Annotated in this window: 17 protein-coding genes; 7 read left to right on the top strand and 10 right to left on the bottom strand. The window is 43.5% G+C overall.

Annotation, left to right across the window (positions count from 1 at the left end):
• Positions 1-388 precede the first annotated feature (388 nt).
• The 7 genes from HF894_RS14600 (at position 389) to HF894_RS14570 (ending at position 5,715) form a co-directional block, all read left to right on the top strand.
• Entirely contained in the window at positions 389-1,717 is a 1,329-nt protein-coding gene (locus HF894_RS14600; RefSeq protein ID WP_204973330.1) for a hypothetical protein, read from the top strand.
• A gap of 66 nt (positions 1,718-1,783) precedes the next feature.
• Positions 1,784-2,179, top strand: a complete 396-nt coding sequence (locus HF894_RS14595) for a D-Ala-D-Ala carboxypeptidase family metallohydrolase (protein ID WP_204973328.1) — start codon at positions 1,784-1,786, stop codon at positions 2,177-2,179.
• A gap of 493 nt (positions 2,180-2,672) precedes the next feature.
• Positions 2,673-2,897 (top strand): hypothetical protein, encoded by a 225-nt coding sequence (locus tag HF894_RS14590; protein WP_204973326.1) that lies wholly within the window; start codon positions 2,673-2,675, stop codon positions 2,895-2,897.
• A gap of 481 nt (positions 2,898-3,378) precedes the next feature.
• Positions 3,379-3,648, top strand: coding sequence for a hypothetical protein (locus HF894_RS14585; protein ID WP_204973324.1), 270 nt, complete (start codon positions 3,379-3,381; stop codon positions 3,646-3,648).
• An 834-nt stretch (positions 3,649-4,482) separates the two neighbouring features.
• Positions 4,483-4,644, top strand: coding sequence for a hypothetical protein (locus tag HF894_RS14580; protein ID WP_204973322.1), 162 nt, complete (start codon positions 4,483-4,485; stop codon positions 4,642-4,644).
• A gap of 168 nt (positions 4,645-4,812) precedes the next feature.
• Positions 4,813-5,574, top strand: a complete 762-nt coding sequence (locus HF894_RS14575; protein WP_204973320.1) for a hypothetical protein — start codon at positions 4,813-4,815, stop codon at positions 5,572-5,574.
• A 6-nt stretch (positions 5,575-5,580) separates the two neighbouring features.
• The gene (locus HF894_RS14570; protein WP_204973318.1) at positions 5,581-5,715 is read left to right on the top strand and encodes a smalltalk protein; all 135 of its coding nucleotides are present in this window, start codon (positions 5,581-5,583) and stop codon (positions 5,713-5,715) included.
• Positions 5,716-5,820: 105 nt separating this feature from the next.
• Here the strand turns inward: HF894_RS14570 and HF894_RS14565 are convergent, their stop codons facing one another.
• The 10 genes from HF894_RS14565 to HF894_RS14520 form a co-directional block, all read right to left on the bottom strand.
• Complete coding sequence (locus HF894_RS14565) at positions 5,821-6,951, bottom strand: universal stress protein (RefSeq protein WP_075316927.1); 1,131 nt, start codon at positions 6,949-6,951, stop codon at positions 5,821-5,823.
• 112 nt (positions 6,952-7,063) lie between these two features.
• Positions 7,064-7,345, bottom strand: a complete 282-nt coding sequence (locus HF894_RS14560) for a hypothetical protein (protein WP_021846446.1) — start codon at positions 7,343-7,345, stop codon at positions 7,064-7,066.
• Between the two features lie 187 nt (positions 7,346-7,532).
• Positions 7,533-8,366 (bottom strand): tetratricopeptide repeat protein, encoded by an 834-nt coding sequence (locus HF894_RS14555; protein ID WP_204973316.1) that lies wholly within the window; start codon positions 8,364-8,366, stop codon positions 7,533-7,535.
• 19 nt (positions 8,367-8,385) lie between these two features.
• Entirely contained in the window at positions 8,386-10,215 is a 1,830-nt protein-coding gene (locus tag HF894_RS14550) for a BatD family protein (protein ID WP_204973313.1), read from the bottom strand.
• 22 nt (positions 10,216-10,237) lie between these two features.
• The gene (locus HF894_RS14545) at positions 10,238-10,939 is read right to left on the bottom strand and encodes a tetratricopeptide repeat protein (RefSeq protein ID WP_204973312.1); all 702 of its coding nucleotides are present in this window, start codon (positions 10,937-10,939) and stop codon (positions 10,238-10,240) included.
• Positions 10,940-10,941: 2 nt separating this feature from the next.
• Positions 10,942-11,979: a vWA domain-containing protein gene (locus tag HF894_RS14540; protein ID WP_021846311.1), complete on the bottom strand. Its 1,038-nt coding sequence runs from the start codon at positions 11,977-11,979 to the stop codon at positions 10,942-10,944.
• A gap of 61 nt (positions 11,980-12,040) precedes the next feature.
• Positions 12,041-13,024: a vWA domain-containing protein gene (locus tag HF894_RS14535; protein ID WP_021846310.1), complete on the bottom strand. Its 984-nt coding sequence runs from the start codon at positions 13,022-13,024 to the stop codon at positions 12,041-12,043.
• A gap of 12 nt (positions 13,025-13,036) precedes the next feature.
• Positions 13,037-14,110, bottom strand: a complete 1,074-nt coding sequence (locus HF894_RS14530) for a hypothetical protein (protein ID WP_204969066.1) — start codon at positions 14,108-14,110, stop codon at positions 13,037-13,039.
• 27 nt (positions 14,111-14,137) lie between these two features.
• Positions 14,138-15,007: a DUF58 domain-containing protein gene (locus HF894_RS14525; RefSeq protein ID WP_021846308.1), complete on the bottom strand. Its 870-nt coding sequence runs from the start codon at positions 15,005-15,007 to the stop codon at positions 14,138-14,140.
• Positions 15,008-15,129: 122 nt separating this feature from the next.
• Complete coding sequence (locus HF894_RS14520) at positions 15,130-16,125, bottom strand: AAA family ATPase (protein WP_021846307.1); 996 nt, start codon at positions 16,123-16,125, stop codon at positions 15,130-15,132.
• Between the last annotated feature and the right edge of the window lie 528 nt (positions 16,126-16,653).

Here is a 16,653-nt window from a genome sequence, read left to right as displayed (position 1 = left end):
AAAATATCGAGATTATCTTCAGAATATCGCTGCTTGAAAAAGTTAACAACGCTCTTATCGTTGATAAAGAAAAGAGGGTGAATCGCGTATTACGACACACCCTCATTTCTTTTTTAGAATTCTCTTATCTCAGATCTTTCGGAAAAGAGTAATTAAGGCTAATATGAGTATGTAATCACCTTATAATGAGCATTCCTTTATTTTATATTAAACATAATCATGATTATAAACTCGACTAGAATGCGTAATTTTGCTGCGCAGCGTAGAGATAGCTGGACAGGTGGTGCTGTCGGTGAACGGTAACGCTGCAAGCTACGAGTGATAAGGACGGCCTTAGTGCCGTCCTTTCTAGTTTAAATACGTGTTCTACTAAAGCTTTAATAAGATTATGGAAAACTTTTGCATTTCAGTCGATTGGCTGCAAACATTTTGCCTTGGTGAACCTTTAGAAAATGGCACATACGAGCACGAAGGCGCCGTTTTCACCGTTACGCGCGAAAACTACGAAACCCCGCAATTTACCCGCGTGCTCACTGTGCAATACCAGCGCATACACTTCGCCACCATCCAGCAACAGCCGCGCACATCCGTTATCAATCGCCGAGCCACCCTCGTAAAGCTGGAAAATCGTTTCCTTTATTCACAGGGCTATATCGACCTGCTTTATAAACTGCAAGCCGCTTTGAATTTGATATACAAAGGCATCACCCGTTTGGATTTGGCTTATGACTGCAACCACCTGCGCGACGGTCGAAATGTCGAACGCTTCATCAAGCAATTTATCACCGCCGAGGCTGGCACCGTTGGGCATATCGTCCGCAAAGGCTCCGCCCGCTTCTCCCTGCATGGAACCCGCAAACAAACCTCCGCCGCAAAATTCAACTCAATCCGCTTCGGCTCCCCCCGAAATAAAATACAAGCCTATTGTTACGACAAAACCCTTGAACTTGCCGAAGTGAAAGACAAACCATGGATACGCAAAATGTGGGAAGAAAACGGCCTCCGATACTTTGTCGACCGCGACCGCCTGTCGGGAATGAGCAAAGAAGAATACGCCCGACGCCTCGAAAACGAAGGCTTTTCCGATTACGTCGGCGCCCGCGTTTGGCGTTTCGAAATATCCATATCATCCCAAGGACAGGACATTCTAAATATGTCGACGGGCGAACTCTTCCGCCTGTCACCCAAGTATTTAGAGCACTACGAGAATATACGGAAACTCTTCTACATCTACGCCGAAAAAGTATTCAATTTCCGTATCAATACAGGACAGAAGAATATCCGCAATTATCCCCGCTTGCAAATCTTCGAAGAAACACCCGCCATCACCTCAAAACCTTTCTACGTCAACCGCGACGCCGACACAGGCCGTATGGAAAAAATATGCTACAACAAGCTGCGCCGCCTCTCCGAAGAATACACCGACCTAGCCGAATACCGCCGCCAAGCCCTCTTGGGCGCAATGGAATTTCTACAGGAACTATCAGGCAAAAAGTCTGCAACCGTGCGGCTCGAACGCTATATCCACTACCTCGACGAACTCAAAGGACACAAATTCATCGCCGAGGACGATTTACTGTACTTTGCCGCAATGGACAGGCTCGCCGAGAAAAAGCGCGATTTCGACGCCGACGAACTCTACTACCTTTTCAAGTATTACAAGCCCATCGACCCCGACGACTTCCAGCCCGACACTCCGCCCGATTATATCTGGTGAAAATCACTCAATGCTTTACCACCGTATCACCCCGCCGACAGGCGGAACCTTTTAACACACAGACTTATGAAACATTTCACCCTATCCGAGCTCACCCGCTCCGCCACCGCCGACCGCCTCGCCATCGACAACCGACCCCCAGCCCAAGCCGTCGCAAACCTCCATGCCCTCGTTGCCCTCCTGCTCGACCCCCTGCGCGACGCGATGGGCGAACCCGTCTACGTGAATAGCGGCTACCGTTGCCCGCGTCTGAACGAAGAAGTAAACGGCGCCCAGCACTCCCAGCACATGCAAGGGCTTGCCGCCGATATCCGCCCCGCCACCCCGTCCCGCCTGCTCGAAATGGCCGCTTACATCGAAGAGCGCCTACCCTTCGACCAGCTGATAATCTATCGCGATTTCCTTCACGTGTCAATATCCGAAACCCTCCGCCACGAAATTATCTACAAGTCCCGAAAATGACAGTTACCCTCCGTCCTCGTCGCGTCTGCGCCCTCGCCCCCGCGTGTGCTCGCCCTTTGGGCTGTGCCGCGTCGGGTGCGGGTCGAGGCCGCGCCGCCCCTTTCGGGGTCGCTGCCCTTGGGTTCCCTTCTCCCTTTGGTTTTGTGCCGTTGTTTCGTGCCCCACCGCCCCTTTCCCGTCCTGTCATTCACGGGCGCGCGCGCCCTCTCGGCTTGGTATTTTCTTTCAGAAAATTTTTTCCCTTCTCTCTTTTTCCTTACAAAGGTTGCAGCCAGCCGCCACCCCCGCAAGAACCGCCGCACGCGGCGTTTTTTATAAAAATCTTCCTCCCGCACGCGGGAGAGTATTTTTATAAAAATTCTTGCAGGGGTGTCGTCTGCCCGCTCTGTTATCGTTCGGAAAAAGAAAAAAGGAAAAAAATTTGGGGTGCCGTGCGGTGTGTGCTCCTTGTTGCGATTATTTACTTTTATTATTAACTTAATTATTTATTGTTATGTGTCCTGCTGGTACTGTTATTTTGTCTGTTCCTAGTTACGAACTTGTTTCTTTCCGTGTGGCTGTCCATCGCGTCAATGACGCGGCTTTCAGCCGTCAGCCCGTTTTGTTAATTCTCGATGAAGTTCTGAAAGAAGGCTTTTATCAAATTCGTATTAGTTACAAGGAGGTTTCCTATCTCTTTGAGCTGGGCTCCGCTTTCGCGGATGCCTGCCGTGAATAGCTCTTACGGCGGCGGGCTCCGCCCGTCGCTGCTCCCTGCTCGCGGCTCCGCCGCTCGCAATATGCTTATTGTTTCACTTTTAATATATTATAGTTATGGATGTTATTAATGTTGGTAAAAACTCTTATGAAGACTTAGTTTGTGTTTACATGGTCTATAAGCTGGTGAATTATCCTGTAAAATCATGCCGCGAATGGCTACAGGATTGTACGAATGCAGTTGAATGGTGTGGTTCAGATGTTGGGTTTGATGACTTCGTGGATAGGTTTGAATGTCACTATTTAGCTTCTGTAGCAAAGGTTTGTCCTTTGATTTGTAAATGTATTTGATAATGTATTGCCTTGTATTATGCTATGCTTGAACTCTTTATCCTTCTGCTAATCTTCGCCGCCTGCGCCGACCGCGCCCACCACGACGGCGAAAACTTCTTCTTCTGATAACCTCGGCGGGGTTCCCCGCCCCGCCCTAAATCATTACTACCATGAAAAAGAAATTCAAGGGCAAATCTGAACTCGCAGCCCGTCGAAATCGCCCCGACGGCTTATACTTCCTGTCGCGCGCGCAAGTACACGAAATCGCCGAAAGTGCCTTGTCCGATTTGAACGAAATTACCCGTACCGACCCGCGCACAACAACACAGCTATGGTTATACGACAAACGGTTTCGCCAACTGCTGAAAATTGTCATTAGCCTCGGCCACGATTTGGGCGAACTCCATCACTTCCACCGCCGACTGCTCCGCCGCTACTGACCCACATATTACTCAATGCTTCACACCGTACCACCCCAAGCGGAGCGCGGAGCCCGTCCGTCGGCATCGGAACCTGTGGGCGGTTAAGTAGTACCGCCCCAGTTTTGTCGATTCCACCATTTTCCGATAAATTATGCTACCTTTGCAAAATCGTACTATGAATTAAAATATCATGAGCGAACGCTACTACCGAAATCTGCGCCGATGGTATTTCCGATGGGCTATTATCGGAATGATATATGCCATTATCTACCAGCTACTGCAATGGCTTGGGCTGATAGGGTGAAATAACTAACCTTGTCAGCCTGCCGACATATTGGCGGCGTCCCCGCTGCCCCCGCCGTTGCTGGGGGCGCGGCGGCGCGCGCCTTCCCGTCCTGTGCGGGCTCCGCGTTCGTTTTGCCCCCCGCCCTACCCTTGCTTGGGGCGGGTGCGCGTTCTTCCCGCGTTGCGCCTTGCGCCCCGCAGCCCGCGCGCCCGCGTGGCATTCCCCTGCGGTTCGCGCCCTGCGGTCGGCGCGCCTGTGGGGCTCCTTCTCCTAGTGGGGACACCCCCCAGCGCGTCCCGCGCTTCCCCCCGCGGGTGCGGCTCCCGCCGCTCCGTTGCATTTGGCTTTGGTTTGTGCACCGTTCCCGCCGTCGCGCGGGGCGTCCAGCCCCGCCCGCCGTTCCCCGCGCGGGGAAAGTTTGTTCTGCTTGTGGGGTTCCCGTTCTCGCGCCCACCGCCTGTACGATTTAGCCCCTATTCATCTATCTTTCTAGGGGGGCACCCCCCTTCCCCCGTCAAAGCGGTCGCGTTTCCAAGCCTTGCCCGCCCGTGGCGGGCTGACTGCCCGTGTGTGCTCCGCGTTCGCTCTCCCGCGCCCTACCGTTGCCCGCCCGCCTGCTGCCCTCGGCGTCGGGCTTCGCCCGCCGCTGCTGGATGCGTGCGGCTTCGCCGCCCGCCCATTATATAAATAATCATAAATCTTTCGCCCCTCCTGCTATGACAAAATGACACATTCCCCCTGCCCCGTCCTGTCATATTGCTATTTCCCGCCGCCTTCCTCCTGCTCGCCTCCCGCCTTCCTCCTGTTTGGTTCCTGCTGCGGAAAATTTTACCTTTGCCGCAAGCTGGAACCCTGCCCCCACCGTCGGGGGCCGATATCCTCCAGCAGGCTCAGTTATGGCAGTTATTAATTCCACCGCAGTAGGCGCGGGCACAAAGTCCGCGGGTGAACTCACCTACAGACACACGCGCGGCCGTACCATCGCATCCCGCCGCGTTCGCGAAAACAAATCAAACACACCCGCGCAATCCATGCAGCGGTCGTCATTTACCTACATGGCGAAAATCATGCTCCTGTTTGCTGGCTACATTGATGCCGCTTTCGAAAAGAGCAAATACGGCTCCGCGCGAAATTCGTTCTCTTCGCTTAACAAATCGTTGCAGGGTAATTTCGACGTGAACAAAGAATTTGTCGAAGGTAAACAAACCGCCTTGGCGTGGTTCAAATCAGTAACAACCGATGTCGACGACGTGGAAATGCCACATTTCGCCTATCTCACGAAAGGTTCTTTCCCAGGTGCGCAGGTCGTTGCAGGCCAAGCTGTAGACAGTTCCATTATCACCGTCAACGGTCTGACTATCAACTTCCCGCAGCAGTTGTTCTCCGACCTCTCTCTGAAACTCGTTGTTGTCGAAGCTTCAGGCGTTTCAGTTATGTCGCTTGCCGATGCTGACCTTAAGCAGTTGATGAAGCCGTTAACGGGTGCTACCGATTATGCTTCAAGCGTGGTTCTGTCTAGTACGACGTTAGGAGCTATCGAAGCGATAAACTCCAAAAACGAATGTCTTATCATTCCCGTTTTGTCGCTTAAGGGCAAAGTTGCCTCAATCAGTAAAATTGTAAAATTCACGGGAGAAGGCGGTTCTCCGATAGGTTAATAAGTTATGGCATTAAATAGCAATCTTTGGAAAAAAATAATACAGCTTGCCATTACGGTATTAACCGCAATCGGTGGATTTATCGGCGGTGCCACCCTCACAGGAATGGCACTGCTCGTAGGTGTGAATATGGGTTTATAGCTGATTATGAACTACTTGGGGGAAATCCCTATCAAATTTAGGAAAATCCCTATTAAAATTTTTCATAATCATGATTATATCTCAAACGAGAACGCTTTATTTTGATTAATTCGGTTTGCTGTATACAACCATAAGCGGCGTATCAGAATGAAAAATCATTTTCCTGGCAATACTTGGATTAAATAATCTGGAAAAGATATTTCTTTTGTAAGAAGTCAACGTTATTATATCAATATGTTTACTTTTTATATAATGATCTAAATTAATTAGGAAATTATCATCTTGGACAACATCATAATATATTTCTAAATTCGGATATTGTTTCTGGAAATATTCCTTAATACCTCCAAGTTTTATTTCATTCCATGTATCCTTGACTTCTGCTAAGTGAATTAAAGACACAGCAAATTTAAAATCCTTCAGACTATTATGGATAAGTGAATCAAAAGCAATTAAGTCTCTTTGATCAAAATTCGTAATGAAAGCAATACGCTTAACCTCTGATAACTGCTCGATAAGTGTTCTTTCTGGTATAGCTAAAACTGTAGTATGTGCTCTTTCTATCACTTCAGCTGTTACACTTCCTATTAAGTCAATATCTTTTTGATCCTTACCACGTGTACCCATGATAATCATACGGGGATGAATTTCCTTTGCATATCGAATAATTTCTTCCTCAGGAATACCTTCTCTCAGTATGCATGAATATTTAATATCAGGCAAATACCCCGAATTAATTTTTTCCTTTATTTTATCTGAGAATACAGTGACTTCATTATGGGCTTTTTGAAGTATATTCCGAGTATTTTCCTCATCACCATGAAGATTGAAAATGTCGCTATATGGTAAAGAAGTAGCATAAATTGGAGTAAAATAAACATGTAATAACAATACTTCTGCACCAGCATTCTGTGCAAAATGGAAGCCGAATTCGCAGGCTTTCAATGAATAATTAGAGAAATCGACAGGAATTAGGATCTTATTTGTTGACTTGTCAATATGAGGTGACTTACCTTCTACAACCTCTTCGGACAACCATGCGGAACTTTCAGTTATTTTCAGTGCACGAGGCAAATCACTTTCTTTAATACGAACTCTTACTCCCGATGAAACCACCGGTTGTATCTGGTTTATATTATGAATACACGTCTCAATTCCCTCATTCTCAAGTACGTTTTTTAAAATTTGAGCTTTCGCATATGTTAATATAGCTAAGGTTACTAATTTGTCTTCCATGATAGTCAAAAGTCTAAATAATGAAATAAAGATAGATATACAAATTCGTCTAAAAGAAAAATCCCAATTGTCTTTCTTCATGATGCAACAATTGGGATTTTCTACAGACTTTTTATTCTTCAGAGACTTGCTTATGTTCGTTTGCTATTTCATCTAAGATTTCTAATGCCCTATCAAGCACCGTGGTATCATCAATCATTACCAATCCACCATCAGGACCCGGTTCTAAATGTATACCTACACTTTTACCTTCTTTGAAATTATGTCCACCGAAGAAATTCCTAACTGTATCTACACTTAAGCCTAATTCATCGGCAATTCTATGCATGCTTCCTGTGGGTAAAGAGTCTTTGATCTTACGTAATTCGTTGAAAGTTATTGTTCTCATATTCATAAACTTAATGGTTAATACTCTATTTTTTAATTATCACGCTATAAACTTAAGGAAAAAAAAAGATAAAACAAACTTTTTTGCCTCCTTTTTTATCTTTTTGTCAGGAACAAAGGTTATATGGAAAAAGAAAGTCCGAACCATCTGTTATATGTGATTCGGACTTTCGAAAAAGATTATCTTTAGATTCTTAAATTACTTCTATTGAGGAGGAAGGCACCCACCCTACTTTACCATCTTCTAAACGTATTTCTTTCCATTCACGCATACTATTATCCTTAATCTCTACCTTACGTCCTTCATGTAGAACAAAGAGGCTGGTGCCACTCTCACTTGGAGTACTACGAACCGTAACACTTGGTGATAAAATAATAGCATCATTACGATTGGTCAAATAACTTTTTTGCTGTGATGCGAATAGATTGGAAAGAACTGTTACTATTAAAAATAATATTGCAGCAGAAAATCCTATTTTTTTCCACTTAATATGTTGGGTAAAGAAAAAGATTGCTAGGGATACTAATAACAGCAAGAAAGAAATAATACCCGTTCTTGCCCATGCATCAGAACTCTGAGAATTAACTAATGACTTTATCCATGTTATAAAAAAGATTTCAGGCACAGGTGTAACTTTATCAATAGCTTTAGAACGAGCTATTTCCAAATTGGCACGTATATCAGTATTTCCGGGACTTAATAATAAAGCACGTTCATAATTGAGGATGGCACGTGCAATATCATCCGTTTTATAATAGCAATTACCTAAATTATAATATATTTCCGGTGCTTCTCCTTGTTGCAACAAGCTCTCATAAATTTGTATGGCAGAAGCAAAGTCATTCTTAATGTATGCACTGTCTCCTTCAGCTTTAGTTGCATTTACAATCTGTTTAGCTGCAGAAAAAGCAGAAGCATCTGACTTCGTCAAAGAATCTGAGCTGACAGAATCATTGAGGACGGCATCTTGACCAAACAATGTTACCGATGCCATTAATATAATAGTTAAAACCCATATTTTTTTCATGCTATATATTCTCCTCTTTTTAATGTTTGATTGAATTTTCCATTTTACTGATCACTTCAAATGATTCTGTATAGACCTTATCCATAGCCTGATTGGCATCTCCTGGAGCAAAGCGGGCAAATTCACAGCTGTTCAATGCATTGAGGAATTCCTTTATCAAATCGTCAGATACGCCGTATTTGAGCAATTCTTCTTCAATGTTGTCTTTAGACAAGCGCGAAACTGGAATATTAAGTTTATCACTAATATAACCCCACAAAGCTTTCAGTACCTCATCATAGAATTCATCCTTTTTATTAGCGGCAAGCAATTTTTCAGCTTGTTTCATGCGTTTCACTGCCACTTTATTGGCTTTCTTCGTACGAACTCTTGCCACATTGGCGTTTGCTGCAATCTGCTTACGGTAAAGGACAAAACAAGTGATAAACAAAATGCCAGGAATAAGATAGAATAACCAATAGGTTGTCGAGCCATAGAAATATTCTCCTTTGGGCATTAGTTTCACATCATTCTGCTTGATAAAGCGGATATCCTCATTCAGTACTTTCAGATCTTCCTTATTGGTAAAGTTTGCAATAGTCTGCGTTGCATTTCCTGCACCTTTAGCTACTTGAACGACATATTCTTCAGTGGTCAAAGTCTTGTACGAACGTGACTTGATATCAAAATAGCTAAACTTGATAGGAGGAATCTTATAGGTTCCTGCATTACGTGGAATGGCCAAGTATTCTATCACTTTATTTCCAGACAGGCCGGCATTGGTCAGACGGAACTTGTTGTCAACTTTTGGATCATATACTTCAAAATCTTCGGGAAACTTGACTTCCGGATCTGATACCAACTTCAGATTTCCTGTTCCAGAAATGACAAGCTTTATCGTAATGGCATCGTTCGTCTTCACATCCGTGCTGTTGATAGAAGAAGATATAGTAAACTCTCCTACTCCTCCGCTAAAGTCTGTCGGTTTACCAGCCGGCAAAGATTTGACATCAACCGTCAGTTTGGGAGTCATCAAAGTTTTCTTTATCTGTATACTTCCGCCACCTCCATTGAAGAAAGCTTCAAATGGATCAACGATTTCTTCCATTTTCTCAACCGAAGCATCAAATCGAGCTGCATCAATAGTCAATTTTCCGGACTGTTGTGGGAAAAGCACAAACTGACGATAGATTGTTGAGTGATAATTGCGACCTTTATAATGTTCTAATCCCCACCGTCTGTCATTGGGTAATTCTACCTCTTGAGAATGAAATCCTTTAAAATCAGGGAGCTTTACATTATCAAATCCACGAAGATCCACTACTGTATATATTTTATATGTCAACAGAATGGCTTCCTGTTCATAAACATTAGTTTTGCTAAGTGTAGCTGTAATGAACAAATCGTTATTGGAAATAGAAGTAACGCTTGATGAAGATGAGCTTCTTCCTCCTTGTCCACTTCCTGCACCTTGTGCATTCGACGATTGGTCAGCTGGCAACACTTTGATCTTCACAGAATTGGATAAGTATTGATCCTTTCCCACCGAAAGTGTAGCACCAGGAATCGTATATTCGCCCTCTGCCTTGGCCAATAAAATATAAGTATAGGTAAGATTTTCCGTAACATTCCCATTAAAATTTTGTCTGCTATAGGAACGGCTAGGTCCCATCAGTACATCAAATCCTTTGATAGACGGAACTCGAAAATCTTTCACCTTTTGCGTGTTTACTGTATATGATAGCCTGAGTTGATCTCCCACAGCTACAACATCAGGAGCTGCTGATGCTGTGAATGTCACTTTGTCATCGGCATAACTGCACAAAGCCGTGGCAAACAATGCCATCCATAAGAAAACAATTTTTCTCATATATTATTTGTTGTTATTTAATTTACCAATCTTTCTCCAAGCGATTACCTTTGATAACCTGCTGTTGTTTTTTCACTTTATCTTGTACGTCTTTCTCATCCTGCATTACGGAGTTCAACAACTGTTCAGCATTCTCCTTAGACATCTGATTGTCCTGTTTCTGTTGCTGAGGAGGTTCCTGCTGTTGATCATTATTTTGATTCTGTTGCTGATTTTGTTGCTGATCTTGCTTCTCTTCCTGCTTCTGTTGGTTTTGCTGATTATCCTGATTTTGCTGATCTTGTTGTTGATCTTTCAGCAATTTCTGCGCCAAAGCCAGATTATAACGTGTCTCATCATCCTTAGGATTATTACGAAGCGATTCTTTATATGCCTCTATTGCCTTTGCATAATCTTTCTGTGATTGGAAAATGACACCCATATTATGGTAAATCTGTGCCAGATTAGGTTTCTCTTTTTCCACTTTGGCTGCACCGGCAAATTGCTCCATAGCCTCCTGCAGTTTATTCTGTTGCATCAGCGTATTTGCCAAATTGTACATGGCAACAGTTGATTTCGGATTAATCTCCAAAGCTTTCCTGTAATTAACTTCAGCATTTTCATACACACTGTCGTTATACATACGATTACCCTTTCGTATGAGATCACGCTCTGCTTTTTGTGCATGTACGGTCGTAGCTGCTATTAACAGAAAAAACAAACCTATATATTTCTGATAACTCATACTCATTGCTCCTTTTTCTTAGTTGAAAATAAATGGATATTGCGGAACAGTGGATTCTTACGTTCCAATATCAGCATTTCAGCCAACAGAAGAATTAAGATAATCCATGCCACTGCTTGAAACTGTTCATTATACTCAGTGTAAACCTTGGTTTCCACATCCGCCTTGGCCATCTTATCTATTTCACTGATAATTGCTTTTTGCGCATTATTCGTATTATCCACACGAACATAAATGCCATTACCCGTCTTGGCTATTTCCTGACACATCTGTTCGTTCAGACGCGTCACGATAACATTACCTTCACGGTCGCGGCGATAGTCGTTGGTTCCTTCTACAGGAATAGGAGCTCCATCTGGTAAGCCAACTCCCAACACATTGACCTGAATACCTTTTTCCGTAGCAGCCTTAACAGCTTCCATGGCCCCACCTTCATGGTTTTCACCATCGGTAATCAAAATAATGGCACGACCTACACCTTCCTGAGGTGTAAAACTGCGAGTGGCCAAATTGATTGCAGCTCCGATAGCAGTTCCTTGCTTGGATATTAATGAAGGATCAATTGTTTCCAAAAACATCTTGGCCGAAATATAATCATTCGTGATAGGAAGTTGAGTAAAGGCATCACCTGCAAACACAATCATCCCCACTTTGTCATTCTGCATCTTGTCCACGAGTCGAGCCATCAATCGTTTAGCCTTTTCCAATCGGCTAGGCTGCACGTCTTGTGCCAACATTGAATTTGAGATATCCAACGCTACCATCACTTCTACGCCTTGTCTCTTGACTGTTTCAAGTTTTGATCCGAACTGAGGGCGGGCCAGCAATACAGAAAAAAAGCCAATAGCAGCCCATACAAACCAAAACTTTACATCAGGACGATATCGTGAAACATCCGGCATTAACTGGGCCATCAATATCGGATCGCCAAACTTCTGGATCGCCTTACGTCTGCGATAGTTGGAATACAAATAAAATGCAACCAACAATGGCAACAATATCAGCAAATATAAATATGCAGGTTCTTCAAAGCGAAACATATCTTTATATACTCTAATTACAAATTATACTTCATATACACTTGCTGTTCCCTTCCAACTATTATGGAATTTTTTTCAGAATAGTATTGCGTAACAGCACTTCAAGCAATACACACAAGAATGCACCTAGAGCAAACCAGCGATATTCTTCCTGTCGCTTACTGAACTCCTTGACACTGAGTTTGGTTTTCTCCAACTTGTCGATTTCTTCATATACCTCTTTCAGCTTGGAATTGCTTGTAGCACGAAAATAATTACCGTCTGTAGTGCCTGCTATTTGCGTCAAAGTCTTCTCGTCTATCTCCACAGGCATATTGACATACTGTACCGTACCTCCTACCGGATAAGGATAGGGGGCCATTCCGTTTGTACCCACACCAATAGTATAAACGCGAATACCGAAGCTCTTGGCTATCTCGGCTGCCGTCAGAGGCGAGATGTCTCCCCTGTTGTTCGTTCCGTCAGTAAGAAGGATGATGACTTTAGACTTAGCCTTGCTGTCTTTCAGTCGGGTAACCGCATTGGCTATACCCATGCCCACAGCTGTACCATCCTCAATCACACCACATTTGATGTCCTTTATCAAATTCAGCAATACTGCATGATCTACTGTCAGCGGACATTGTGTGAAACTCTCACCTGCAAAGAGTGTGATACCGATATTATCATTGGGGCGACCATTGATAAACTGAGCAGCCACATCTTTCGCTGCCTCCAATCGGTTAGGTTTCAAATCTTCTGCCAGCATACTAGTAGAAACGTCGACAGCCATCATGATGTCTATACCTTCTATCTCACTATTTTGCCAGCTGTCCGTAGTCTGAGGACGTGCCAATACCAAAATAAGCAGTACCAAACTGATGATACGCAGAACAAACGGTGCATGAAGCAGATAGTTCTTATAACTTTTAGGAGTATGGGCATAAACACGTGCATCAGAAATCTGAAGGGTTGCCTCGTTATTTCTGCGCTTCATGATATACCATACTATATAAGGTATAAGCAAAAGCAATAGAAATAGATATTCAATATTAGCAAAAACCATTGTTTCTACGTTTTAAGCAAAGTAATTATACAACTCTTTACATATATAGACTACTGCCCAAATAAAGGCTGCAGCAGCCAAGACAGCTCCCACTCCCAATAAAATTTTAGTTTGCAGGGAACGCTTCTCTACAATCGTTATTTCGGTAGGTTGCGGTTTGGCGTTTTCGTCTTCTTTCTCTTTGGTCTCATTAATGAAATCTACCGCATTAATCAGGTTGGCATCATTTTCATTCATCAGCGGATTGTGTTTGGCAAATTTCACCAAATCGGCTGTCTGAAATAATGTGCGCAGATCAGATAAAGCCTCTTTATCGTTTGTTTCCAACAACTTTTCGATAATCTCAGTAGAAGTCATTTCTAACGCATTGAAACCAAAACGCTCTTTGATATAGGTGCGAAGAGTGTCTGTTAATTCCGTATAGTACTCCTTCGGTTGTCCTTTCTGCCATACTTTCTCTTGTTTGATGCGCTCAATTTCCTGCATAGCTACTTGGTGTGGCGGTAACTTGGGCTCCACTTTCACTTTACGGATAATGGGCTTGTTGTCGCGAATTCGCTTCACCAGATAGATGGCAGCCAACAAGAAGGGAGCCAGCAACAGTACGCAAGCTATAAACAAATACCAGTCTGCCCACACAAAAGGAGCGTTCATCACTGTTTTAGGACCAAAAAACTGGTCAGGATGCAACGTATCCACAGGAATAGAATAGACTTTCAGTGCCAATGCCTTTGACCGGTAGGGTTTATTGTCTACCAAGACTTCCATCGGTGGGAGATAATAAAGTGCAGAATCGAAAGACGTGATGGTATATTCCTGAGTAATCAAGGTACGCTTCCCGTCGTTCAACAGCTGTGTATCGGGTTTTGCCACATCAACGATTTCCACTCCACGTACCAGCGTATCTCTGTATGCCGGAAATATGGCCCGTTTGTTGGCGTCAAGCGACACTTCCAGTTTAATTTTTGCCTGCTCACCAATCAATATTTGCAAAGAGTCGATACTCGCATCCACCGTTACGGATTGAGCATACCCTTTACCCATAAAAATCAGTGCCAGAGCTATAGAAAACAAATATCTTTTCATCATTCAAACGATCTTTTCTTTACGACATCAGTTCCTCTTTGCAAACAGTGTCATCAAGGCTTTCACATAGTCTTGGTCGGTACGCACTGAAACATTGTCCACATTACTTTTAGTAAATGTTTCATTCAGTTCAGCCTGCTTATTCACCCACCATTCGTGATGAGCTTTGCGCACTGCACGCGATGACGTATCTATCCACTGCTCGTGCCCCGTTTCAGCATCCTTTATTTTCATCAGGCCGATGGCCGGAAGTTCTTCCACACGTCGGTCGTACACCTGGATGGCCACCACGTCATGCTTGCGGTTGGCAATGGTCATAGCATTCTTGAAACTCTCCTGGTCGATGAAATCAGAAAGGACAAAAGCTGTACACCGACGTTTCATGACATTTGTCAGGTATTCCAGCCCCATACGAATATTCGTACGTCGACTTTCTGCATGGAAATCAATCAATTCTCTGATGATATACAGAATGTGCTTACGTCCCTTCTTGGGAGGAATGAATTTTTCTATCCGGTCAGAGAAAAAGATGACTCCAATCTTATCATTGTTCTGAATGGCCGAAAAAGCCAATGTGGCAGCAATTTCGGTCACCATATCCTTCTTCATCTGCTTCACCGTACCAAATTCCAAACTACCGGAAACATCGACCAGCAACATCACCGTCAATTCACGTTCTTCTTCGAAGACCTTAACATAAGGTTTATTAAAACGTGCCGTTACATTCCAGTCGATATCACGAATGTCATCGCCAAACTGATATTCGCGCACTTCGGAAAAAGCCATTCCCCTACCCTTGAAGGCCGAATGGTATTGTCCTGCAAAAATATTGCTGGACAAGCCGTGTGTTTTGATTTCTATTTGGCGAACTTTCTTTAATAGTTCAGTGGTTTCCATCTGCAAGTTTCAAAAATAAACTATCAGAGTCCCGCATACAAGGGACTTAAATATACCTATTAATAATCACAACTTTTCAGAAATATTTCCGCTTACCGCAGAATATTCCTTTTGTTGATGCATCAAGGCACTTCTACCTTGTTCAGGATGCGACTTACAATCTCATCCGAAGTCAAGTTGCTGGCTTCAGCCTCGTAAGTCAGTCCGATACGATGACGCAATACGTCATGTGCAACGGCACGCACATCTTCAGGAATAACATAACCACGACGTTTGATGAAAGCATAACTGCGTGCAGCCAGTGCCAAATTGATGGAAGCACGTGGAGAGCCGCCGAATCCTATCATCTCCTTCAAATCCTTCAGATCATATTTTTCAGGATAACGGGTTGCAAAAACAATATCTACAATGTATTTTTCGATTTTCTCATCCAAATATACCTGACGTACCACCTTACGTGCTTCGATAATTTCTTCAGCCTTCAGAATAGGACGTACGTTTGCTTTTTCTCCGTTTATATTCTGACGGATAATCAACTTTTCTTCTTCCAGTTTCGGATAATCAATGATGACCTTCAACATAAAACGGTCCACCTGAGCTTCGGGAAGCGGGTAAGTACCTTCCTGTTCAATCGGATTTTGAGTTGCCATTACCAAGAAGGGTTCGGGCAACCTGAATGTTTCTTTTCCGATAGTCACTTGGCGCTCCTGCATCGCTTCAAGCAATGCACTCTGTACCTTGGCAGGAGCACGGTTGATTTCATCAGCCAATACAAAATTTGCAAAAACAGGACCTTTCTTTACCTGAAAGCTTTCATCCTTTTGACTATAAACCATGGTACCGATAACATCGGCCGGCAACAAGTCCGGTGTAAACTGGATACGGCTGTATTTGGCATCGATCAAAGAAGCCAGTGTCTTGATCGCCAAAGTCTTCGCCAAGCCCGGCACACCTTCCAATAATACATGTCCGTCGGAAAGCAAACCGATCAACAAAGATTCTACCAAATGTTTTTGTCCTACGATGACCTGGTCCATTCCAGCAGTCAGATTGGTAATGAAAGCACTTTGTCTTTCAATCCGCTCATTCAGTTCACGGATATCAATAGTTTCAGCCATAAATCAATATTTTTTAAGTTCTATTTTTCTGTTTTTATTGTATCGGCGCAAGCCTTTCTTTTTTGCTCCCAAAAGTACAGGAAATTCATTAACCATACCAACTAAATTTTATTAAAAATAGGGGTTAAACCTTTAGATTAAACTAAATTCACTCCCGTATCAATAATTTACGTTCATCCTTTCTATAAATTTTGGAATGACAACGTATCTGTAGAGAAGTTCCCGGCCATCATATACCGTGAGACTTTGATTTCACCATATCTCACTATTTCATAAGTACTTATACTAAAATTGAAAGCATGAAGGGTTTGACACTAAATCTGATTTTAAGTAGGTATTTGCAAAGTATACCGGTATCTTTCACTTTAGGAAATGACATAAAAGAGTTCCTTTCACAGAAAAAGATATTGTAGGATCATTAGTGTCCCGTTAAAATGGGACGAGTTAAACAATTAATCAAATAGCCCCGGAATAATGGGATTATATAGATCTTTGACATCATTGAAATTAGTCTTGTCGAACAGGTCA

This window comes from Caecibacteroides pullorum (assembly GCF_019239235.1).
Lineage (GTDB): Bacteria > Bacteroidota > Bacteroidia > Bacteroidales > Bacteroidaceae > Bacteroides > Bacteroides pullorum.
The sequence above is the reverse complement of the archived record's forward strand: the minus strand, read 5'-3'. Positions and strand labels throughout refer to the sequence as shown.